At 35.6% G+C, this 23,028-nt stretch carries 21 protein-coding genes; 10 read left to right on the top strand and 11 right to left on the bottom strand.

Annotation, left to right across the window (positions count from 1 at the left end):
* Positions 1-114: 114 nt before the first annotated feature.
* A complete protein-coding gene (locus VKJ25_RS20770; RefSeq protein ID WP_324238550.1) occupies positions 115-1,758 on the bottom strand; it encodes a DUF6930 domain-containing protein in 1,644 nt (547 codons plus the stop codon).
* Positions 1,759-2,198: 440 nt separating this feature from the next.
* Here VKJ25_RS20770 and VKJ25_RS20765 point away from each other — a divergent pair, with 440 nt between their 5' ends.
* The 3 genes from VKJ25_RS20765 to VKJ25_RS20755 all read left to right on the top strand — a co-directional run bounded on the left by VKJ25_RS20765 (position 2,199) and on the right by VKJ25_RS20755 (position 4,281).
* On the top strand, positions 2,199-2,555 hold the full coding sequence (locus VKJ25_RS20765) for a HesB/IscA family protein (protein ID WP_324238549.1): 357 nt from the start codon (positions 2,199-2,201) through the stop codon (positions 2,553-2,555).
* Positions 2,556-2,833: 278 nt separating this feature from the next.
* On the top strand, positions 2,834-3,256 hold the full coding sequence (locus tag VKJ25_RS20760) for a tetratricopeptide repeat protein (RefSeq protein WP_324238548.1): 423 nt from the start codon (positions 2,834-2,836) through the stop codon (positions 3,254-3,256).
* 815 nt (positions 3,257-4,071) lie between these two features.
* The gene (locus tag VKJ25_RS20755; protein ID WP_324238547.1) at positions 4,072-4,281 is read left to right on the top strand and encodes a hypothetical protein; all 210 of its coding nucleotides are present in this window, start codon (positions 4,072-4,074) and stop codon (positions 4,279-4,281) included.
* Between the two features lie 751 nt (positions 4,282-5,032).
* On the opposite strand, the gene thyD is transcribed toward VKJ25_RS20755, so the two are convergent.
* Positions 5,033-5,956 (bottom strand): thylakoid membrane protein ThyD, encoded by a 924-nt coding sequence (gene thyD, locus VKJ25_RS20750; protein ID WP_324238546.1) that lies wholly within the window; start codon positions 5,954-5,956, stop codon positions 5,033-5,035.
* 134 nt (positions 5,957-6,090) lie between these two features.
* Here thyD and VKJ25_RS20745 point away from each other — a divergent pair, with 134 nt between their 5' ends.
* From VKJ25_RS20745 to VKJ25_RS20725, 5 genes are all read left to right on the top strand, one after another.
* The gene (locus VKJ25_RS20745) at positions 6,091-6,276 is read left to right on the top strand and encodes a hypothetical protein (protein ID WP_324238545.1); all 186 of its coding nucleotides are present in this window, start codon (positions 6,091-6,093) and stop codon (positions 6,274-6,276) included.
* Between the two features lie 61 nt (positions 6,277-6,337).
* Positions 6,338-7,945 carry a DUF3352 domain-containing protein gene (locus VKJ25_RS20740; protein WP_324238544.1) on the top strand — a complete coding sequence of 536 codons (1,608 nt, stop codon included), beginning with the start codon at positions 6,338-6,340 and terminating at the stop codon, positions 7,943-7,945.
* A gap of 227 nt (positions 7,946-8,172) precedes the next feature.
* Positions 8,173-8,304 carry a hypothetical protein gene (locus VKJ25_RS20735; RefSeq protein ID WP_324238543.1) on the top strand — a complete coding sequence of 44 codons (132 nt, stop codon included), beginning with the start codon at positions 8,173-8,175 and terminating at the stop codon, positions 8,302-8,304.
* Positions 8,305-8,307: 3 nt separating this feature from the next.
* Entirely contained in the window at positions 8,308-8,616 is a 309-nt protein-coding gene (locus tag VKJ25_RS20730; protein ID WP_324238542.1) for an SAM-dependent methyltransferase, read from the top strand.
* Positions 8,594-9,007: a hypothetical protein gene (locus VKJ25_RS20725; RefSeq protein WP_324238541.1), complete on the top strand. Its 414-nt coding sequence runs from the start codon at positions 8,594-8,596 to the stop codon at positions 9,005-9,007. The genes VKJ25_RS20730 and VKJ25_RS20725 overlap by 23 nt, the downstream gene beginning before the upstream one ends.
* Before the next feature lie 290 nt (positions 9,008-9,297).
* Here the strand turns inward: VKJ25_RS20725 and VKJ25_RS20720 are convergent, their stop codons facing one another.
* The 6 genes from VKJ25_RS20720 to VKJ25_RS20695 form a co-directional block, all read right to left on the bottom strand.
* Positions 9,298-9,858 carry a class I SAM-dependent methyltransferase gene (locus VKJ25_RS20720; RefSeq protein ID WP_324238540.1) on the bottom strand — a complete coding sequence of 187 codons (561 nt, stop codon included), beginning with the start codon at positions 9,856-9,858 and terminating at the stop codon, positions 9,298-9,300.
* A 665-nt stretch (positions 9,859-10,523) separates the two neighbouring features.
* Positions 10,524-10,589, bottom strand: a complete 66-nt coding sequence (locus VKJ25_RS20715) for a hypothetical protein (RefSeq protein WP_324238552.1) — start codon at positions 10,587-10,589, stop codon at positions 10,524-10,526.
* Between the two features lie 163 nt (positions 10,590-10,752).
* Entirely contained in the window at positions 10,753-10,905 is a 153-nt protein-coding gene (locus VKJ25_RS20710; RefSeq protein WP_324238551.1) for a TerD family protein, read from the bottom strand.
* 334 nt (positions 10,906-11,239) lie between these two features.
* On the bottom strand, positions 11,240-14,080 hold the full coding sequence (locus VKJ25_RS20705; RefSeq protein ID WP_324238539.1) for a WD40 domain-containing protein: 2,841 nt from the start codon (positions 14,078-14,080) through the stop codon (positions 11,240-11,242).
* Between the two features lie 958 nt (positions 14,081-15,038).
* Positions 15,039-15,695, bottom strand: coding sequence for a polysaccharide deacetylase family protein (locus VKJ25_RS20700; protein ID WP_324238538.1), 657 nt, complete (start codon positions 15,693-15,695; stop codon positions 15,039-15,041).
* Between the two features lie 509 nt (positions 15,696-16,204).
* Positions 16,205-17,314: a CAP domain-containing protein gene (locus VKJ25_RS20695; protein ID WP_324238537.1), complete on the bottom strand. Its 1,110-nt coding sequence runs from the start codon at positions 17,312-17,314 to the stop codon at positions 16,205-16,207.
* A 943-nt stretch (positions 17,315-18,257) separates the two neighbouring features.
* Here VKJ25_RS20695 and VKJ25_RS20690 point away from each other — a divergent pair.
* Positions 18,258-18,506, top strand: a complete 249-nt coding sequence (locus VKJ25_RS20690; RefSeq protein ID WP_324238536.1) for a helix-turn-helix domain-containing protein — start codon at positions 18,258-18,260, stop codon at positions 18,504-18,506.
* Positions 18,503-19,237 carry a restriction endonuclease gene (locus tag VKJ25_RS20685; protein ID WP_324238535.1) on the top strand — a complete coding sequence of 245 codons (735 nt, stop codon included), beginning with the start codon at positions 18,503-18,505 and terminating at the stop codon, positions 19,235-19,237. The genes VKJ25_RS20690 and VKJ25_RS20685 overlap by 4 nt, the downstream gene beginning before the upstream one ends.
* 136 nt (positions 19,238-19,373) lie before the next feature.
* On the opposite strand, the gene VKJ25_RS20680 is transcribed toward VKJ25_RS20685, so the two are convergent.
* The 3 genes from VKJ25_RS20680 to murD all read right to left on the bottom strand — a co-directional run bounded on the left by VKJ25_RS20680 (position 19,374) and on the right by murD (position 22,802).
* On the bottom strand, positions 19,374-20,546 hold the full coding sequence (locus VKJ25_RS20680) for a DNA cytosine methyltransferase (protein WP_324238534.1): 1,173 nt from the start codon (positions 20,544-20,546) through the stop codon (positions 19,374-19,376).
* Positions 20,547-20,618: 72 nt separating this feature from the next.
* Positions 20,619-21,170, bottom strand: coding sequence for a Uma2 family endonuclease (locus VKJ25_RS20675; RefSeq protein ID WP_324238533.1), 552 nt, complete (start codon positions 21,168-21,170; stop codon positions 20,619-20,621).
* Positions 21,171-21,443: 273 nt separating this feature from the next.
* A complete protein-coding gene (gene murD / locus VKJ25_RS20670; RefSeq protein WP_324238532.1) occupies positions 21,444-22,802 on the bottom strand; it encodes a UDP-N-acetylmuramoyl-L-alanine--D-glutamate ligase in 1,359 nt (452 codons plus the stop codon).
* Positions 22,803-23,028 lie beyond the last annotated feature (226 nt).

Below are 23,028 nucleotides of genomic sequence, written 5' to 3'. Positions count from 1 at the left end.
TCGTACTCCCTACTTCGTACTCCCTACTTCGTACTCCCTACTTCGTACTCCCTACTTCGTACTCCCTACTTCGTACTCCCTACTTCGTACTCCCTACTTCGTACTCCCTACTCCCTATTCATAAGATACTGGTACTAACTTTAATGGTCCAACATCCAATTCTGTAGAGGACAATGAGCGAACTTCAAACAAAGCGACCATATCTTTCAGTTCAGGTTGACCACGGGAAGCACCTGTTATACCCCTAGCAATAACCAAACCACACCAACCACCAGTAACATGACAACGTTCGTCCCATTTTTCTTTAGCTTTCTGGTGTACTGGGTCATTTTGCACAAATTCTCCAAATAGATGCAGTACACCATCGTGAGTTTTCAATAAACCCAAATCATATTTTTTCTCTTCTATGGGATCTTCACCTGGATTAAATCCTATACCATGAAGTCCCTCAGCTTCCTCTAAATCTGCTAATAACTTAATTGCTTTTGGTAAAGAAGTCTGAATTAAAATGATAGGTAGACCTTCTCCTGATTGTTCAATATCTCCTGCCGCTGCCTGATATTCTTTGGTATTATTCCTTAAATATTCCACTGTTTCCCAAGGTACTAATCCCAAACTTAAGAATGATTTTTGTGGAACTAAATCATCCTTAAGAATAGGCATCTCATATTCTACATCTTCCTCTTCCTCCTCATTATCATCAGCCTCCAAAACCATTTCATACAATTCTTCTGCTACCTCTGGCATAGTTGTAACTTTCACAGATACTACTTCTACTTCATCTGAATTTGGTATGGTAATCTTGTAGCGACTACTAATGCGAGGGAACTTATCACCTTTTATTTTTTTTCGGGAGGCTCGCAAAAAGCGATGTAGTGCTTCTAAACTGACAAATGTTGTGACTGCTTCCTCCTCATAGAGAATAGACCTTAAACCTTCTAAAGGATGTAAACTACCAAAGTTAGCCTGAATTTCTGATACTGATGATTTTTTGGAGTTTTTCTTCCCATTTTCGTTACTTTCTGCCTGAGAAGTATCATAAGTAAGGAAAAGACAATCTTGCCCTAAAAAAGCTTCCTCTAAATTGTCGTAAGATTTTTCATCAGCTACTCTTTGCCTAAACCTTTTTAGAGAATCTAAAGAACGATACAACAAAACTCCATAGTCCATCCCCATTTTACCCAAAACACAGACATACAAATTTTCAATATCCCATTTATTAAGCTCTATAGATATGATTTGATGCTCTCCTAATATTTCCCAAGGAGCATCATCCCAAATTTGACCTGCTTGTTTTACTAAAGCTTCCGCATATTGAGGAGGTAACTGAGGGGGACGATTATCTGATACTTCCTGTAGTCCCCGAAATATTTCGTCAATTAGAGGTAAATCCGGTACATAATCAATAGTAATTCCTAAGTTTTGTAAAGCACCCCTCAGAAAAAACTGAATTTCTCGGTCTTTGACTACTATTTTTTGTGGCCTAATTGCTGGAGCTGGACTTTGGGGATTTTCTATAGCCCGCAGTAAAGTCCGGACAATTGCTTCTGGGCCAGTATCTACATTTACCATGTCCATTGCTCTGACCATACCATGGGACCCATCGACCCAGATTATACATTCGTTTGTGGTTTCTGACTCTGATTCTGGATAGGAATTAGAGTCAGAATATATGGGACGGCGATCGCCTTCCCATACACTAGGAACTTGTTGTAATTTGTTTAACCTACGAATTGTGGAAGGATTGAGAGCTACCATAGATTATGTATGTCTGCCATTTCAGTTATCAGTTATCAGTTATCAGTACCTCATAGCTGTTGCCAGAAGTTTGAAATGCTGAAGTTTATTTTTTTCATTTCCTTGAAGGTCTTTTATTATCTGAAGGATTCCTAGGAAAAAGTAAGAGATATAATTATACAATAGTTGGGAAACTTGGTATATAGTTTATCTCTATAATTTCTAGTAATTATACCATTGATAGGGATAGTTTTTAATGAACTCTAGAAAAATGTCCCAGTTATCAATTGGTTATGGAAAACTTTTATATTAGTTAATTTTTAATAAAAACGTAGTTATTTAAGATGATGATTTTACTACTAATAGTGTTACGGCTAAAATATATTTATTACATATAAACTAATATATAACTGAATTAATCACAAGTTATTTTATTATTTGAAAGTTAGGAGCTAAAACAAATGACGCAAGCTACTCAGTCTCAACAAAAAGGAATTATGATGAGCGAAGCTGCTGTGAAGCAGGTTCTATTTTTAAGGGAGAAACAAGGAAAAGACCTTTGCTTGAGAGTAGGGGTACGTCAAGGTGGGTGTTCGGGAATGTCTTATCTGATGGACTTTGCTGATCCTAGCACAATTAGAAATGATGACGAGGTTTTTGATTATGATGGATTTAAGGTGGTTTGCGATCGCAAGAGTATTCTTTATCTCTATGGTTTAATGCTTGATTATAGTGACGCTTTGATTGGTGGTGGGTTCCAGTTTACTAATCCTAATGCAACTCAAACTTGTGGTTGTGGTAATTCTTTTTCTGCTTAATAGGGAGCAGGGAGCAGGGAGTAGGGAGTAGGGAGTTAATCAGCTAGCCCTAATGCCCTAATATTAAGTTAAACCACATCTTTGAGAAACTAGATAGATGTGGTATATTAAAGAGTTGGAATAATAGGGGACAGTATTAACTGTACCCCTAAATTTTTTGTGTAAATTTATTTTCCTGGTTCAATCTTCTAGTAAACTTTTTGTGATTAATTTTTGCTAGTAGAAAATCTCGAATATAGGCGATACTAATAACTGATAGCTTTTAACTAATAACTGAAATGACTAAAACACCTGAAGAATTATATAAAGAAGGATTAGAAAGATATAAAGCTGGAGAAGAGCCAAAAGATTTAATTCCGTTATTTAAAGAAATTACTAATCGTTCTCCTAAGAGTAGTAGTGCTTGGATTAGTTTGTCCTGGTTATATTTATTAGAAAAAAAACCTAAGTCAGCTCATAAAGCAGCTAAAACAGGAGTTAAACTGAATCCAGATGATCCACAGGCGAGAATTAATCTGGCTTTAGCAATGTTAGAAATCGGAGAAAAAGGTGTTAGAACTCATGTAGAAATAGCCCAGCAAATGATTATGGCCGATGAAGAGTGGTTGGCAGAAATTAAAAATAATATTCAGGATGGTTTTGATAAAAGAGGTGAATGGCCTAGTCTTACTAAAGTTAAGAGTTGGTTGTTTGATCTTTAGATTAATTTGGGAAGTAAATAAAATAAGTTCATAAGCAAAATTAATTCATCCTATTCTCTCTGTTCCCTGTTCCCTCTTACCTCTTCCCTCTCTCAACTACTTAATTGATAAATTATAGAAATATTGTCTTTGAAAAACTTCATAATTCATATAAAAACTTTACGAAAAATCAGAAAATATCATGTTATGATTTGTAGAACTTCAGAAATTACTTAATTATCGTAAAGGTAAATATTCAGTCTTCAGTTATTAGCAGTAAGTTATTGCTTTGGTTTTATTTAACTCTAAGTTAAATATTACTACAAAATCAGGATATTTATTATTCCTGAATGCGGGAGGATTCCGCATCGAAAAACTCAGAGCTAATAGCTAAATGTTTACTGATCAAGTAGAAAATCTCTAAGAACTTGGTTTTTCTACTAAATACCTAAAAATCCTAGATCGCGATTAATCAAAAACTTGCTAAGTGTTAATTTAGCAAGAAATTTTAAGTTACAGCTAAACTAGAACGTTAATGGCAATTAATGTTCTATAAAATTTGCACTATCAAGATAATTATTTGCATAATTCTTTGGTCACGATGAAGTGCATTACCAATGGAGAAATGAAATAGTTTTTTTTGATAAATATCAATTTAAGAGACTCATATCAAGTCTGATATTGTTGGTGAAATTTTATATCTTGGATGTTGGAAGACCATATCCCTAGAAAATTTATATATTTTACCAATTAGTGAAAGGAGAATATTAATTCTCTAAAGCAGACAGATTTGATATTAAACCTAATTTTAAATAATGCTAAGGAGTTAAATTCAAATGACATTTAATAATCAATTAAATAACACTCAAGTTAACGATATAGATGGCGTTAATGTCAAACCCGAAACTCGCAACCACAAAGGTTTTTTTATTCAGGAAGGTGATTATAAACTGATGAATATTGATGAATCTGGTTGGGCTTTAATTTGTCTGGATGATGCGGTATGTCATTATGTTGATCCAGATAATTTGCAAGAAACAAAATAGTTAATTTGTAAAAGCATTCAGCTATGAAGCTATCAGCTATTAGCTAGGGTCCTGGGTCGGAACTACGTTAACAGCAATTAATGCCAGGAAGAGCTAAAAGCAATTATTGAAATTGAGATAGAATTATAAAGTTACTGTCTAAAGTAAACTCCTTACCTGAAAAGGAATTATTCATTATTTGCGCTCTTGCTGACTGCTAAAAGCTGAATGCTTACTAATAATTAGTTAGTTTAGTTGTTCAGAAATAAAAGTTGGAATTTTGATAGGTTTAGTTAGATTGTTTTTGATCCCCCCTAACCCCCCGATGATGCACTATCCCTGATAATAAACTCCTGAAACCCTTGTGGGGAGGAGAGGAGCAAGGATCAGGGGAGAAAGGAAAAACAATTTATAGTAGCTAAGTAAAAATACTTAAGTGACCGCCAAAAAATGTGTTTTTTAATACATTTTTCTCCCAAAAAAGTAACTCCCAAACTTACACATAACTTGTAGATAATGCCCAAGTTTTATGTGAAGAAAGATGTTTATAAAGCATAGCTTTGAAAGGGGGAGATATGACAACTTGATTCTTTCTCAAAAATTTTAAGAAGCCAAAATATTTTTTCAAGTAGTTTGAACAGCAGCATACTGATACTCAAAAATTATTTACTCTTATTTATCCTTTTTTTCTCATCTTATTTGACACCCTTTTTTCTGTCTCTTTATCCCCCCCCCTTGGAAAGGGGGGGCTAGGGAGGATAAACTAAAAATTTTAAGAAGCCAAAATATTTTTTAAAGCAGGCTTAACAGTTGGATACTGATATTCAAAGCCAGAAGCTTGAGTTTGTTTTGGTAAAACTTTTTGACCTTCCAATACTACCACAGCACCATCTCCTAATAATAATTCAATGGCAAAGTCGGGTACAGGCAACCAAGAAGGTCTATTTAAAACGGCTCCTAATTCTTGACAAAATTCTGCCATTTTTACAGGATTCGGAGCAGTAGCATTAAACTTTCCTGACATTTCTGGGTAGCGTAGAGAATGCCAAATTAAACTAACTAAATCATTAATATGTATCCAAGAAAACCATTGCTTACCACTACCAATAGGACCACCAGTAAATAATCGGAAAGGTGTTAACATTTTGGAGATAGTTCCCCCCATACCTAAAACAATACCAATTCGTAAAATAACTAATCTTACCCCTACATCTTTTACAGGTTGGGCAGCAGTTTCCCAAGCTTGACATACTTGAGCTAAAAAGTCATTGCCACTATTGCTGGTTTCATCAAAAGTAGCTGTTTCGCTCGTACCATAATATCCTACTGCTGAACCACTAACTAATACTGATGGTTTAGAGTTTGCTTGAGCGATCGCTTCGACTAATTTTTCGGTAGTTACTTTACGACTATCTATAATTTCTTGTTTCCGGCTGTAACTCCAGCGTTCATCAGCAATACCAGCACCTGCTAGGTTAACTACACCGTCGCAGCCATCTATAGATTTTTGCCAAGTACCAGACTGTTTTGGTTGGTAAGCAACTATTTCTAAGTTAGGATAAGCTGAGTTGGGAAAAATTCGTTTGGCTGTTTCTGGATTGCGGGTTAATACTAATATTTGGTCTCCCTCTGAATGTAGACGCTCGACTAATTTAGTTCCGACGAACCCTGTTGCTCCTGTAATTGCTATTTTCATTATTCAAAAATTTTTTCTATTTTGATCTTTAAATATATTAGGTTATAGCCAGAGAACAGTAAAAAACTTCTTGTGGATTGAAACGCTTCAAAATTTAGGTTGGGTAGAACGAAGTAAAACCCAAAAATAGTAAGGTGGCTGTTGGGTTTCGTTACTTAACCGGACTTACTAGAGTAGGAAATTTTGTTGGGTTTCGTTACTTAACCCAACCTAGTAGAGTAGGAAATTTTGTTGGGTTTCGTTACTTAACCGGACTTACTAGAGTACCAAATTTTGTTGGGTTTCGTTACTTAACCGGACTTACTAGAGTAACGGAATAAATATACATCAATAGGTAGTAATAATAAAGATGTTTTTCCTGGAGGTAACAAAATAATTTTTATGAAAAAATTTAATTTTTTAACTGCTAGTCTTGTCCTTATTGCAGCAGGTGGTGTCGCTACATATTTTTACTTGAAAAATGTGGCAATTAAAGTCTCTAGTCCTCTCAATACCGCCCAGGTTGTGCCAGGAACCGCATCAATGGCCACATTTATCCAACCTAATCAAAAAGCTATTACTAAATTACAACAATTTGGTACTCCCGAAGCGAGAAAATTAATAAGTGAGAGTTATGCTGAATTTCAGGCCGAAAATTTAGCTGAGAATGATATTGATTGGGAAAAGGATATTCAACCTTGGTTGGGTGGAGTAATGTTGGCTTTTGTTCCTGGTGACGAGAGACTGGATACTCAATCTTTGAATCTTTTGATGATCGTGGGAATTAAAAATAAGTTCCAAGCTTTGAAGTTTGTGACTAAGTTAAAAGGAGATGATGAAAGTAAGGTGAGAGAGAGAAAATATCAAGGGGTGACTATTCGAGAGGTGACAGATAAGGATAGAAAAAAATTTAGTATCGCACTTTTGGGAGATTATTTGGCGATCGCTCCTGTAGCAGCAGCGGTGGAAGATGCTATTGATACGTTTCAGGGCAAGAATGCTTCGATGGGTGAAAATGTGGTTGAGGTTTTGCAGCAGAGTGCGGGGGTTGAGAATGCTATTGCTACTGTTTTTATTCCTAACTATGCTGAGTTTGTGAGGGAGTTTGCGGATGATTTATCGGCAGAAAAAAATTTGTCTGCTGGAGGTTTACAGCAACTTGAACAAATAAATTCTCTGGTGATGGGAATAGGAGTTGACGATCAGGGTGTGCGGTTACGAGCGGTGACTAAGTTGGTTGCTCCTTTGTCTCCAGAGTTGACTAGAGTTGTATCGGGTGAAATTTTGCAACGGTTTCCCGTAGAGACGATGATGTTGGTGAGTGGTACGGGCATTAGTCAACTTTGGTCTCTGGTTATGAGTCAAGCACAGGGGAATCAAGATTTGCAGAATGCTTTGGATACTGTGAGAAATACTTTTTCGGAAGTTGGTTTGGATGTGGATCGAGAGGTTAGTTGGATGGATGGAGAGTTTGCTGCTGGTTTGATTACTTCAAGTGAGGGTATTTTGCGGACGACTGGTGTTGGTGGGGCGATGGTTTTGGAGACTAGCGATCGCTCTGCTGCTGAGGTGACTTTGAAAAAGTTGAATGAGATAGCTATTAAAAATCCAGGTGTAGCAGTTAAGGAGAGACAGGTGGGAAGTCAGTTGGTGACGGAATGGCAGATGCTTGGTGTTGGTACTTTTTTTGGTTATGGGTGGTTGGATGATAATGCGTTGTTTTTGGCGTTAGGGGAACCGTTGATAGAGGGAATGATGAGTGTACCTGAGAATGGTTTGATTGGTAGTGCAGGTTTTGAGGAAATTGTGGGTTCTTTGCCAAAGTCGAATCAGGGGTATTTTTATTTGGATATGGAGCAGGCGATGGTTTGGGCGCATCGTTATCCCTTTGTAAATGTGCTGATGTCATCTGAGGTGAAGACTATTTTAGGTTCGATTCGGGGTATTGGGGTGACAGCAAGTTGGTCTGATGAGTTGACGAATGAGATTGAAATGTTGTTAGCACTGTAGTCAGTTATCAGCTTTTGCAGTTATTAGTTATCAGTTATCGTAGGAGTATTTTAATTTTAACCGATTTGAATACATTTGAACTTCAAAAATATCTGTTTAATCGTGTTTACATAATCCTGTTATTTTGTCAAATTTTATTTTAATAAAAATTGTTTTTATAGAAACATTTGACAATAGAAAACAAAACATATAAACTAAATAAAAATTAGTTTGGAGTTCTTTAACAAATGACTGTAAAGTATTCAGAACTAGCTCAATTAAATCAAGATTATTACGATTTGGATGATACAGATTTATTCTACCAAAAAGTTTCTGGTGGAGAACACGTCCATATGGGTTTATTTGAAGATGAAAAATAACCCTTGGAAATAGCTAAAGAACGAACAGTAAAATCAATGGCATCTCTAGTAGAAATAAATAGTAAATACCGGGTATTAGACATTGGGTCTGGTTACGGTGGAACAGCCAGATTTTTAGCCAAAAAATATGGATGTCATGTAACTTGCTTAAACATCAGTAAAAAACAAAATTTAGTGAACCAAGAGCGTAACGAACAGCAAAAATTATCAAGCTTGATTGATGTTTATGAAGGAAGTTTCGAGGACTTACCATTTCCAAATTCATCTTTTGATATTGTTTGGTCTCAGGATGCAATTAATTTTTCACACTAAGAATCTGATTCGAGTTTTTCAAGAAGTCGAGAGAACTCTGGTTGATGGGGGTCAATTTATTTTTTCTGTCGTTATGGATAATGACAATATTTCTGAAGAGAAGCGACAATTAAAAGATTTTTATTCGGCAATAACTCAATTCTATCCGATGCAAACTTACATAGATTTCGCTAGTAAAGTGGGATTGTCAGAAGTGCAGATACTCGATTTGTCTGAGAATATAGCGATCAATTATTCGCGATTACTTGCCAAAATAAAAGAAATACAAGCTGGAGAGCAACATTCCTGGACTCAGGAGTTTTTTGACAAAATGAACCATCGTTTAAATTCATGGATTCGAGGTGGCAATCAAGAAATAATCAAATGGGGGTTTTTACATTTTAGGAAATAGTAAACCCAGAGCCAATTTTAATCTAACTCTCGGTCAGAACCAACTGAGACCGAGACTTTATGAGAGCTAGTTTTCTAGAAACTAGACCGCTTACGACCAATAATAGCCAAATATTCTAGAGGTCGTCCGTCCGTATAATATCGGTGTCGGTAGGGGTGCATCTGCACAATTTCAAAAATTCCTGGATTTTCTACCCAAGAGTGCTGCTGTCGAAACCCATTTGCTTAAATCAAAAGTATTCTTCATGCATGGGTAAATTGGGAATACTTTCAATTTCTGGTAGTTCGATCTCAAAATCCAATTTCTGTAGATTTGTTCCTTGTCTGTTTTTTACCAATGATAGCTATATAGTAAAGAGGCCGTCCATCCATATAAATTCGATGTTGATATTCATGGGTCTCAGTAATCTCAAAAATATTCTTTTCACCTACCCAAGGATGCCATGCTAAGAAGGAATTTTCGCTGTTGTCTTCCCAGCGTTCTTTTTGTACATTAAAGGCAACCAAACTATTGGGGGCGATCATGTTAAATGCTTTCGCCCAAGCTTGAGCTGGAATATGGTTAAACCCAAGAGCAGAAACACAAACTATACAGTTAAAACCTCTGTTAGCTAAAGCCTCCTGTGTTGTTTCACTTAAATCAATCAAGTTTTCAATGTAATAATTCTCGTAAACTCCTGGATACTCTCTTTCTGCTACTTCTTTCGCTTCAGGGACAATATCAATCCCCACAATTGATTTCACTCCCAAATCTGCTAGAGCTTTACCTACCATTCCACTACCTGCACCAATTTCTAGGACTACTAAATCTTCTATATTTCCACCTGCTTCAGTAACTTTTTCTTTCAGCAAGGAAGACAAGAAAGTGTGAGATTTTTCTTGTAGAATTTCATACAGATGTTCATACAGATATGGAACTCCGTAAACTTTTGAATAGTCATGTAATTTTACTTTTTCTTCTACTCCATTTTGCTTTAAATAGAAAAATTCTTCTTGGATGACTAAGTTTTAACCTCTTCTGGGATTCGGACTTCAAAATTAAGTTCTCTCATTTTTTTTCCTTTGATTGTATTAACAAAAAATTGCTAAATTGGGAATTATTTCAGTAGTAATCTTCAAAGTATTTGCACTGAAATTCATGATTAAAGTTACCTATATTAGTTTCCTAGAGTTAGGAAATTTCAGAAAGGAAGATACTTTATTTTCTCATAAAACTAATATTTGTCTAGCTTATTGAACCTAGTTTATATTTATGACAGATAATTATTTTACTGTCTTGTTTCTTGAGTATAGAGTATTCTGAAATTTATAGACAGATGTTGCCGAACTCTAGGATATTGACGGCCAATTCAGCTATACTATAATTGTACACTTGGGACAATGCTACTCTCGTTTTTTAGTAGCACCTAACTCTACACTAACTAAAACTATCTCGTCAATACTTAAGAAAAACTTATAGGCTACTACTACCTAATTTTCTTTACGATTTAAGAAGCATATTTATTAACAAAGCCTTGTCAACCATAATTATAACTTTGTCCCACTGCTGGAAATCTCCAATCGTTATCTTTACGATAAAGTATGCCAAATTCTGGGGCAGTTTCTCTCGAAAAAATCTTCTTCTAATTCATATTTAGTTACTTCTTCTTCTATGGTAATATGATGGATTATTATAAAATAACTTCTGACCTATTCCAAGTTTTGTCTTCTGGCATCTGCTTTCTGGATAGTTACTACAAAAACAATTTATTGAATAGTTTGGTCTACTTTTTTTAAATCTATTTCTATCAGTTTATCATCTCCTGAACCTTCTCCAGTTCTACTATCTCCTGAATGTTTAATAGAACTATCTGGAGATGTTAAGTTATTGTAGAAAACAAAGTATTTTTCTGTAGAAATTTTGCCATTAGTTCCTAATATACAGGACTTACGCAGATGAACCCAGAAACCCGGTACGAGGGTAGATTATTACTGCTTAAAACAAGGATTTATCGTAGAAACCGGGTTCCTCCCGTGTAAGTCCTAACATAAATACAGAAGGACATAACTCAAATGCTGACCTCTTTTCAGTTATCAGTTATTATCAGTTTACAGTAATCTTTCTCCCATAGTTACCCCAAAATACTCACTTTTTTAGGAAATGATAAAAATATTGTAGTGCGGGCATTTTGCCCGCTAACTGTCTACCTTATAACAAAAGAAAGTGCTGTATCCAACCGATAATTGAAATGACTTATTGCTCGCTCGCTGACTGGTAAATTTGCCAGATCTGAATCTTATCATTCTCTGCTACACTAACAAGTTGCTGACTATCAGGACTAAATACAATTGCACCATCACCTTCGATACTGCGCAACAATTTTCCACTGTCAATATCCCACAAATTAATCTTACCATCCTCACTGCTACTAGCCAGAATTTTTCCATTTGGAGCAAGGGCGATCGCTTTAATTGCTTGAGAATGTTTTTCTAGAGTGTAACGGACTTTCCAAGTTTCCACATCCCAAACTGAAATCTGGTTTTCTCCCCGCATTACATGAGCAATAGTTTCTCCATCCTGACTGAAAGCGATCGCCTGTATTCCGCGATTTTTGTTAGTATTGGGTACAGGCAGATTTTTCAATAGTTGACCCTGAGCAAAATTCCAGAGTCGAATATATCTCGGTCCGCCACTTGCTGCCATCCGGAGACCTTCAGCACCAAAAGCAATAGGTTGAGTACCAGTCATGGTATGTAGTAGTCGCTTTGTGCTTACATCCCACAATTTCATGCCCCGGTCAAAACTCGATCCTATTACTGCTTTACCATCAGCAGTGAAACCGACAGCAGTTACTACCCCAGAATGCCAAAAACTGGTGATTATTTTTCCTCTAGAAATATCCCACAGTCTGACTGTACCATCACCGCTTCCACTTGCTAGAATCTTGCCATCTGGACTAATTGCTACTGAACGCACATTAGCAGTATGACTGGACAAAGTATGTAGCAACTTGCTACTTTTTAAATCCCATAATTGAATATCTTTGCCACTGGTACTAGCTAATATTTTGCCATTAAAACTAATTGCTGCGGGGAAAGCAGATTCTGGTTGCTCATTAGAGAGGGAACTAACTAATTTTGGTGCCAGCACCAGTTTGTCACTAATATCTGACTGTGTTTCAGATTTTTCTGGTTCGGGAGTCACGGTTTCTGGTGATGCTGTGATTGGAGTTGGGGATGAAGTCTCAGGTACTTCGGTTGTTTCTGTTTTCGTATTTTCATTTTCTGTCTTTTCTGTTGTTAGTTGAAGTGAGGTTTCATTAGTAGGAGAAGAAACAGTTTCTTGATTCTCTGTAGCTGAATTTTCAGGTACAATTGTACTAGCCGTAGTTTCTTGATTTGTATCATAACCTTTGTCTATTAAAAATTGACGCAAACTGGTAAAATATTCTGTGCGATCGCTACCTTTATATACTTTTTCTACTAATTTCCAACCTTCTTCTTTTTCTCCTAACATATATTTATTTGCCAAGTAAGCAGCCAAAACTCCTTTAACATTTTTATTTTGCTTGGAACGGTTGTAAAATTCTAACCAATTTTCTGAAGCATTAGTATTTATTTGTTCTGGATATTTCTTGGTTACATCTGATATTTTACCTCCACGATACTGCCAGATACGGATGGGTAATACTGAATCATTTATCTCAGAAAATACATTATTAAATCTGCTATCAAAAGTTTGAAATTCTGGCAAATTATCATTATCTAAATCTGTGAGTCGATAGTTAACATTTCCCCAGTAATGGGGTAGCATTTTATATTTATTTTCTGTAGGTTGATAAGCATAAATTAAGGAATAACTACCCCCGGAAAATTCAACATCACTATTATTTATGGTAAATAAATCTACTAATATTTCTGATTCTCCATTGCCATCTAAATCTAGTAATTGTACTTTAACAAATCTACCTACTAATACTTCCGTTTTACTATCAGACTCACCTGCTAAAGATTGAATTGGTACTGCTTCATGGAAAATAATTTTTCCTCCTCTGATAATTTTCAGGCGTAAATCACTGACTAAATTTATATTATCTGCTACTTTGTAAATAATTTCTACTTGTAAATCACCATTACTAAATTTTTCTACTATTCCAGTTGGATTATTTGTATTTTCTGTAGAAGTTGATTTGGGATTTTCTGAGTGATTATGTTCTTGGGTTTTTGCTGCTTCCGTAGTGCTTTGGGAATTTGTATTTTCTGGAGAAGTTGGTTCGGAATTTTCTAAATTAGCATTCTCTCTATTTTTGTTTGTTTCTGTAGTTTTTTGCGGTAAATTAACATTGCTTCTTAATTGAGAATCTTTGGAAAAATCAGCAATATATTCTGAAGGAACTTTAGCAATTATTTCACCATTATTTTTTTCATTATTAGCAATAGCTTGGCAGATAAAAGTAGCTACATCTAATTGAGTAGCATCTTGATTAGGATTAAGCTTCCTAACATTTGGGTAATTAACAACAATACCTTTTTCTGTGGCTGCTGCAATAGCTTTTCTGATATCTTGACCTTTAGGAATTGCTTCTGCATCCTCAAAAATTTTGTTTAAATTCTCTTCTGAAGATGCACTTGCTCGATATTTTAATCCTCTACTTATAGCAACTAAGGCTTGCCAACGCTTTATCTTGAAAGTTGGGTTAAAAGTTTTGCCAATATATGCCGAAATAAAACCCATTTCATAAGATTTTTGAATATTATTATAAGCCCAATAGTCTTGAGGAATGTCTACAAATTTTATCGAATCTCGCACAGGTTTTGTATCTGGAAAAGCCTTAGTTATTATTGTCGCAAATTCGGCTCTCGTTACAGGAGAATTAGAAAGAAAAGTTTGATTTTCTTTCTCTCTAAATACTATGTTTTTCTCTAGTAAACTATTAATACAAGCTTGAGCAAAATTATTTTCAATATTGTCTTCCAAGGTTGTTTCTGCAAGTGCTGCTCTGATATTTTTTCGGTAAAATAATTCAGGAGTAATTATGCTACTTAATGTTATGACTAAGGCAAGTATGGAATGCAGTTTATAAATTTTCATCATCAATATTCCTATCTCGAAAATTGTTATTTGACAATACTTGAAGATATAAGCATTTAGCTTTCAAGAATTACATTTTTCATATTGCACAACCAAAAAAATACTACTTTTGGCTTAGACGAAAGCTTTAATTACAAGAATTAAATTTGACTACAAAAGCTGGTTCTCCTAACTTTAAAGTCTATACTTATTTGCTGTTAAAGTGAGAGCTAACACCTAATAGCTGAATGCTTATCCAAAGACTACCACGAGAGGAAATCTTTGACTACCGATTGACAATTTCTTAATTTTAGCCTCTTTATTAGGCTTTGACCAAATAAGACGTATAAAGTTCAATTTAGTTCCCTTTTTGTAAGAAAATAGGGGAAAATATATTGATAATTTCGTAAGGATTCAACTATTAGAAATATTAAAAATATAGCGCTGCGCGCAGGGAACAGGGAACACAGAAGGTGGGAACAGGGAGAATGAATCGCCGATAATATAAGGCTTTTAGCTATTGGACAGCTCCGGCAATTTCTAAATATTAAGTGCGCAGATTGCTATATGTAGTAAGATTTACAGCCTATTCCTGATTTCTGAAGTAGACGAATCCTGGGTATTTCCCTGACCCTCGGGGGTTCAGAGTGTGTTAAGTGTGGGAAACAGTAGTGGACTGTTTCATCTTAAATGGTACATTACTTTTTGGTTGTAGGGAGAAAAGGGAGAAAAGGGAGAAAAGGGAGAAAAGGGAGAAAAGGGAGAAAAGGGAGAAAAGGGAGAAAATCGCTCTGCACATTTTTAGATGAAACAGTCCAGTAGTGCATTCTTTCACCTTAACCTTAAATGGTGCAATAGTTGTAGGTTACAAAAATGTTTCTCCTCTACTCCCCTACTCCCCTACTCCCCTACTCCTTAAAAAAGACTGAAAAAGGGCAAACCCTACATATTACTTCTCAATCTCTATTCCCTGTTTTGTTTGCTACATTTTATCTAATGTAATAAAAGTGTAATTTTTTTCTAGTAAAATCGGAATTATTTCTGCAGCACTTTTGGCGACATCCTGACCACCAGCATATCCATCATGCAAGACAATAATCGAGCCATTAGAGGTTTGCTGAACTACTCGATTAACAACTACGGAAATTCCTGGCCTCACCCAATCTACAGGTACTACAGTCCACATTACAGTTCTATATCCCCATTCGTTTAATAACTTTAGAGTTTGAGGTGTTGCTACACCATAAGGAGGACGAATATCACAGATTAATTCTGTTGCTAATCCACAAGCTTTATGAATCAAAGTTTTCGTTTTTTCTAAACTAGATTTAAGTTGAATAGGAGTTAGTTTAGGAAATAAAATATGTTCATAGCCATGCAAACCAATCCTATGACCTTTTTCATATATTACTTTAGTTACTTCTGGATAATATTCTACACATTTACCTAATAAAAAAAAGTTGGCTTGAATCTGATACTTATCTAAAATTTCTAACAATTGAAGTGTGTATTCTGGGTGAGGTCCATCATCAAATGTCAGAGTAATTTCTGAGTTTTTTGTGTTTCCTTCCCATAAACAATTTGGAAAGGTTAATTTTAATATTGGATGTAAAATTGGAAGTAAAGGTGCTAATACCATGTCGATTTTTTTGATTTTAAATTATTAAAATTAGGATTTAAGCAGAGAGGCTATATATAGTATCAAAAACTATTGTGCAATAGTTTTTTTTACTCTATACATAGTGCTTTTGTCTAAGTCCTGAAAATTGAGGAAGTAGGAAAGTTAGATGATATTAAATCCGGAAGATATCATAAGGCAGAAGGCAGAAGGCAGAAGGTTTTCTCCCATTTTTATATTAATTGTATATACGCTCCGATGCTACCGGACATGATATTAGAGAGAAAATTAATTGATAATTTATGGGTAAAAATTGATTTGAGGATTCGATTTGGGAAGATATCTAATACTCCCCATCTCTCTATCTCTACATTTCCCCCACTCCTCTACTCCCCTACTCCTCTACTCCCCTACTATCAATCTATAATTTTAAATAGATCCACTTAGGAATTATATATGAGGTTTCTTTTATTAACTGCTCCCCACTCTCCCACTCCCCTACTCCCAAACTTTTCCCCCTCCTGTTTCCTCTACAAAGGTGTACCAAAAACCTGAGTCCAATAACGATTAAGGTTAATACTACCAGTATCCTCCTGTAAAAAATAGTAACCAACACCAATTTCTTCTAAGTCTGGAGCTAGAATATTAGCGCGGTGTCCGTCGCTATTCATCCAACCTTCTACTACTTCTTCTGGTGTCTGCTGTCCGGCCGCTATATTTTCTGCCCAAGCTAAAAATTCATAACCTGTCGCTTCAATACGATCGCCTGCTGAGGAACCATCTAATCCGATATGATCGAAAAAGTCTTGCAATGCCATGTTTTCACTATGAGTTTGTGCTGCCTGATTTAAAAGTGGGTCTGCGCTTAGGGAAGACAAACCTAACTGAGTACGTTCTTGGTTGGTAAGTTCGATGACTCTATCAACAAAATCTTGACTATCAGCTTCGGTTTCAGTATGTAAATTACCTCCAAATATGAAGTTATCACTATTGAAATCACTAGGAGATATGTTGTTAACTTGAGCGATGGTTTCTCCAGTCAAACCATCAATAATTAGAGTATTTTCCTGACTATCACCACTACTTTGTAAACTAATATTATCGACACTATCGGGTAACTGAATTAGATCGATACCATTTTCAAAATCAGTTATTTCATCTATACCTGCATTAATTTCTAAAACAAAGACATCGCTGCCTTCTCCTCCAGTGAGAGTGTCTTCCCCTAAACCACCAGTCAGAGTGTCGTTGTCGCGATCGCCAAACAAAACATCATTACCTCTGTCCCCAAAGAGGCGGTCATTATTTTTACCTCCATATAAAATGTCATTTCCCTCTTCTCCTCTAACCACATCATTTTCGCGATCGCCGCGCACTAAGTCATCACCATTTCCACCTTCTACTGTATCATTATCTTTTCCTGCTATCAAAGTATCACTACCATCTCCACCGTTGAGACTGTCTTCCCCTCGGTTTCCCATAATTAATTCTGAATCTGAAGAACCTGTAACTGTATCGTTGCCACCAAGTGCTGCTAAACCATCTGGAAAATCTGTCATTTCTCCAACAGAGAGAAAAATAACATCAGGATTATCGCTAGCGAGTAAGTTATTGCCATTAGGAGTAAGTTCATTTTCCATTTGCTATCTTCTCTAAAAAATTTAATTTATTTCACTAATTAGGGTTTGCGGAAAAAGTCTTTTTGCGCCTGGCAGGGAGTAGTGAAGAGTCAAGAGGAATAAGGAGTTGTAGAAGACGTACAAAGGAAAAAAATATTCCTTGCCAACTCTGAGCAACTTTCACCAAAATACTCACTTTTTCAGCCTGATCAGGGGAAAATCTGGTACTTTTACGGTTCCCAAGAAATCACGACCTAAAAAAGCTAAAACTTTTATCTATAAAGACTTTGATATTTAATCAGCCAGTCTTAATTAGGGCTTGCGGAAAAAGTCTTTTTTTCAGGAGTAGGGCAGGGCTAATTCATTGTCGTCAGAGAATATTTACTATTTTGTGAATTTCACACTCCCCCCTCTTTCTTGTGTTCCCCCTCTTTTTTTCTCTAGTGACAATAAATTAGCCCTAGGGGAGCGCAAGAATAGGGGAGTAGAGGAGCAGCAAAGTTATTTTTTTTGCTCAATAATGTGCCTAAAATAGTAACTTTTCGATTTTTCACCGAATCGTGCATTAAGAGCTGAAAACTAGGTACTTTTTCCCGACTTAAATCAGGATAAACCTTTATATGTAAAAAATTTCAGCTTTAATAAGCAAGCCCTGATTAGGATATCAAAGTATTAACACATAAGGACTTGAATAATTTTGGATACAGAAAAAGTACCAGCTTCTCGGTTGATGGAGAGGAAAAAGTGAGGATTTTGGGGTGATTATGACAGAAAAATTAAGGGGCAATTTATGAATGACCACCTCTTCTACAACTCCCCTAAATCGTAACTCTTAACTACTCTCTGCTCTAACAAAAAGACTTTTTTAGCAAATCTTAATTAACATTGTAGTAAAAGCTAATTTTTTTTGATGTGACACATAGTCCGTAGACTGATAATCCACAAAGTCTCATTATATATCGTTATGGATAAATCAAAAAGTAAGATTTTAGCTGCCCTTGGTCGCTTGATTAAACAACGTCGGATGAAATTAGGAATTTCTCAAGAAGAGCTTGGATTTCGCTCTAACTTAGATCGTACCTATATATCTGGACTAGAACGTGGTGTGAGAAATCCTTCTTTAACTGCTCTTGTTAGTTTAGCTGCGGGAATGGGTATTAGTGTATCTGAACTTCTTGATAATTTAGAGGCAGAAACTAATAATATAGAGTGAACAATCAAGACTTAGTAGAAAATTTAAAATCTACATTTAGAAAAAACTCAACTCAATTAAAAGTATTTAATTTTTTATCAGATCAAGAATGGTATTGTCGTAGTTGTGAAGGTAAAAACCTAGCATCAGAACAATATGCGGCGGGAGGTGGTATTCAAGGATTACAAAGAGGTACAAAAAGTCGCCCTGGTTTGGAAATTAAAACGGAAAGAAAGTTCTGCAATACTTGTCAAAAACAAACAACATGGGATTGTTGGACAGGAAAAATTAAAGCAGCAAATGCTCCTACTAATATTCCCTCAGAATTAGTCGAGAAAATATTATCTTTTTATTCTTATATAGATGTAATTGAACAAAGACAACGACCACGACATGAAATTATTATTGACCATCGCTTTCCAATGGAAAGATGGGGAAATATTGAAGAAGCTCATAACTTAAATATGAGTGAAACTGAGATTAAACAAAAGTTTCAATTGCTGAAAAAAGATAGTGCAGGTAATCATAATCTTTTAAAATCAAGAAGCTGTGAATTTTGTATTAAAACTGGTAAAAGGGGTACACCATTAGGGATTAAATTCTGGTATCAAGGTAATGAAAATTGGCCTCATAATATCCCTCAAGTTGGAAAAAATGCTGAGACTGGATGTATTGGATGTGGTTGGTATAACTTTGAGATTTGGCGAAATACTCTTAATCAAAAACTAACTGAGTTTAAACAGGATAATTAACTATTAAACTTCTCCAAAAATCAAAAATAAATCAATTATTATTCCCTAGTTTCTATTCCCTTATGATTCAATACGGTTCAGATAAGACTCAAAATTTTATAGTATTAATCTATAGCTATAGACTCATCTACTTTCCTTACTTCTTCACATCGATCTTCTTCCTTTCATCAGCAATTTCATTTAAAAAAGGAATCAACGCATAACCTATACATTCTGCTAAACGAGGAGGTAAAGCATTACCAATTTGCCACATTGCTTTTTTCATAGAACCCTCAAAAATAAAAGAGTCAGGAAAACTTTGTAATCTTGCCATTTCTCTTGCTGAAATTACCCGGTTAAGATAAGGATGAATATGAGTACCACCATGATTTTCTTTGATAGTCATGCTTGGTTTGCCCAAATATTGTCGCTTAAAAGCATCAGCATAAGTTTTATATAAAGAACCACCAGGAGGTACTTGAGCAAGTCTTTCCATATATTCCTGTGAATGTCGAGTCCACTGATGATTAATTTCTGGAATAGGAGTTAATTCTGGAAGGTCAGAAATTGCTGATTCAATTGGTTTATATTGGTGGGGTAATAGTTGAGGTTTTGGGTAAGGATTAATCTTACCAAATCTATTGGCAACAAAAAAAGTTCTAGGGCGAATTTGTGGCACTCCATAAGCAGCAGATTCTAAAATTGCTACAGATACATTAGAATAGCCAATATCGACAAATGCTTGACAAATTTCGTCTTTAACAGCACCTTTTTTCATAGTAATAATTCCTGGCACATTTTCCATAACAATATACCAAGGACGAATTTCAGAAACTACTCTCACAAACTCTCGAAATAAATTATTTCTTGGGTCATCTGGATTTCTTTTTCCTGCTACTGAAAAACCCTGACATGGAGGACCTCCTACTACTAAATGTATTTCTGGCGAACCAATTTTTTTCAGCCATTCTATAGAATTAAATTGTTTAATATCTCCACAAAAATTATGAGATTGAGGAAAATTTTTTCTATGGGTTGCTGATGCTATAGGGTTTTCTTCAACACTCATTATTGGTTGAAATCCTGCTTGAACTAAACCTTGTGTCATTCCTCCAGCACCACAAAATAAATCGACAAATTTATAATTTTTATAATTAGATTTCCACAAGGGTTGTTCTTCAATTTCAATGAATTTTTTATATGGATCGTTGTCGTTATTGTTTAGTTCATATTGGATTTTTTCATAACGACCTAGTTTAGCTTTTTTACGATAATTTTTATCCCTTTGATACTCAAAATTAGGAAATAGAGATAGTTGTTTTCCTTCCATTAAATTTTTTCTATAATCTGCTGTTTAATTTTTCGAGTATACCTCATATAAATTCCTACTCAAATTTAATTCCTATTCAAACTCCGGCGTCCACACTTCAACTACAGGTAATTTCCATCCTGGTAAAATTTCTTCTACTTCTAAAATATCGCCATCTTTCAGTACAATTTTCTCTTGCTGATAACGATAAACTTCCATTGTCCGAGTGCGAGGATCTACTAACACTCCCACAACAGTTCCTAACTCTATAAATTCTTGTATTTTTTGAAGTAATTTTGGTAATTTATCGGTCTTAGATTTAACTTCAAAAATTAAGTCAGGAACTACCTCTGCATAATCTTCCGTAGAGCGGGGTAATTTTTCTGCACGAATAAAAGAAGCATCTGGAGCGCGAACATCTCCAGCAGCATTTGGTAAACGAAAACCTCCACTAGAACCAATCACTCTACCTAACTTTCTTGGTCTTACCCAGTTGCGTAACTGAGCTGCTATTTCTAGTGCTATTTCATCTGATTTTAAACCCGAAGGACTCATAACAATAATCTCTCCTGCTACTAATTCCATTTGATAATCTGGATAATCTATTTGCAACTTTTCTAAATCTTTAATTGTTAAATTTGGCATAATAATATTTCCTTTTTTTTCATCACTAATCTGCTTGACTTATTAGACATCTCCAGAAAAGAGGGAACAGGGAACAGGGAATAGGGAACAGGGAAGAATAGTTGATAATTTCCTATGGTATAATTGATTTTAATTTTTATTTTTGGAGATGTCTATTAAGACCAAACATTACAAGGCACGGAACAATTTAGATGAGTTTTTCAGATTACATAACTTTCCAAACTAAGCTTGATTTAATTTATCTATAAACTCATCTACTTTCCTTCTTCCTTCTTATCTTTTATTACGATTTAATGCTAAACATAACTTGCGAAAATCATCTCCCCTTTCTTCAAAGTTTCGATACTGATCGAAACTTGCACAAGCAGGAGATAACAACACAACTTTAGCATCATATTTTTTCGCTAAAGCTGCACCTCTAATTACTGCTCTCTCCATATTTTGTACTATTTCATAATTTTTATAATTAATTTGTTGTAATCTCTTAGCAAAAACATTAGACGCATCACCAATTAACAAAACACAAACAACTTTTTCCTTTATATATCGAAACCAGTCATTATCATTACCTTCTTTAGCTTGACCACCAGCTATTAATAATACAGGTTTCGGTACAGCTTTTAAACCAACTGCTGCTGCATCATAATTTGTAGCTTTACTATCATTAATAAAATCTACTTCATTCCAACTACAAACATATTCTAAACGATGAGGAACACCAGGAAAATTTTTCACCGCTTCAGCGATCGCTTCATTTTCTATTCCTGCTAACTTTGCTACTCCCACTGCCATCAATAAATTCTGCTGATTATGATTTCCCAACATTTTCAGGGACTCTACAGCAACTACTCTTTCCCCAAATGCTACTACCCATCCGTCTTCAATATAAATTCCTTTAGCTACATCTCCTCGCAAACCGTTTTTTCCCTGAACATTTGTCCAATAAGGATTATCCCAAAAATTTGCTGTATTTTCCCCGAGGTATTGGTCGTTACCATTAAGAATTTGCTTTTGAGAACGTTTTAATAAGCTAGCTTTAATGTTAAAATAACTGTCTAGAGTGTGGTGACGACTCAGGTGATCGGGAGTAAAAGTAGTCCATACACCAATTTCAGGACTCAGAGTATTAGAGGACTCAATTTGATAACTGCTTAGTTCTGCTATTACCCAATCTGGGGGAGTTTCCTGTAGAGCTAATTCACAGGCAGCATATCCGATATTACCACAGGCAGGAGCAGAAAATCCGGCAGCTTGAAAAATGGCGGCAGTTAAAGCAGTGGTGGTAGTTTTGCCGTTAGTACCAGTAATACCTACCCAGGAGGAAGACTGGAGGTATCGCCATGCTAACTCCATTTCCCCGATGGTTTCTATTCCCATTTCTCTACAACGTTGCAATGGAGGAATATCCCAGGGAACACCGGGACTGACAACGACTAAATCTAGAGAGGTTTCTGGTTCAAATGAGTAATCTAGCTTGACAATTATACCTTCTTGAGTTAATTGCTGTTTTTGTTGTTCGAGGGAGTCGGAAGTATTGCGATCGCTTAATTCAACTTCCCAACCATTTTTTTTCAGCAGTCGCGCAGCAGCAATACCTGATTTTCCTAAACCGATAATATGAGCTTTTGACATAATAAGTTTTTATAGAAGTTTTATAATAAGAACAAATTCCGTAGTTTCATCATTTTGATTCTACAGCAAACTAGGAGTTTTCGTCAGAATTTCCAACTGTAGGGGTTTGGTCTCCCAACCCTTTGCTATGGCAGGGGCGGGTCTAGCTAGCTTCAGGTCAAGACTCGTGAGCTTACTGGTGAGTAGCAGGGGCGGGTCTAGCTAGCTTCAGGTCAAGACTCGTGAG

Source organism: Okeania sp., from assembly GCF_035285525.1.
In the GTDB taxonomy this organism is placed as follows: Bacteria; Cyanobacteriota; Cyanobacteriia; order Cyanobacteriales; family Microcoleaceae; genus Trichodesmium.
This window is presented reverse-complemented; position numbering and strand designations above follow the sequence as displayed.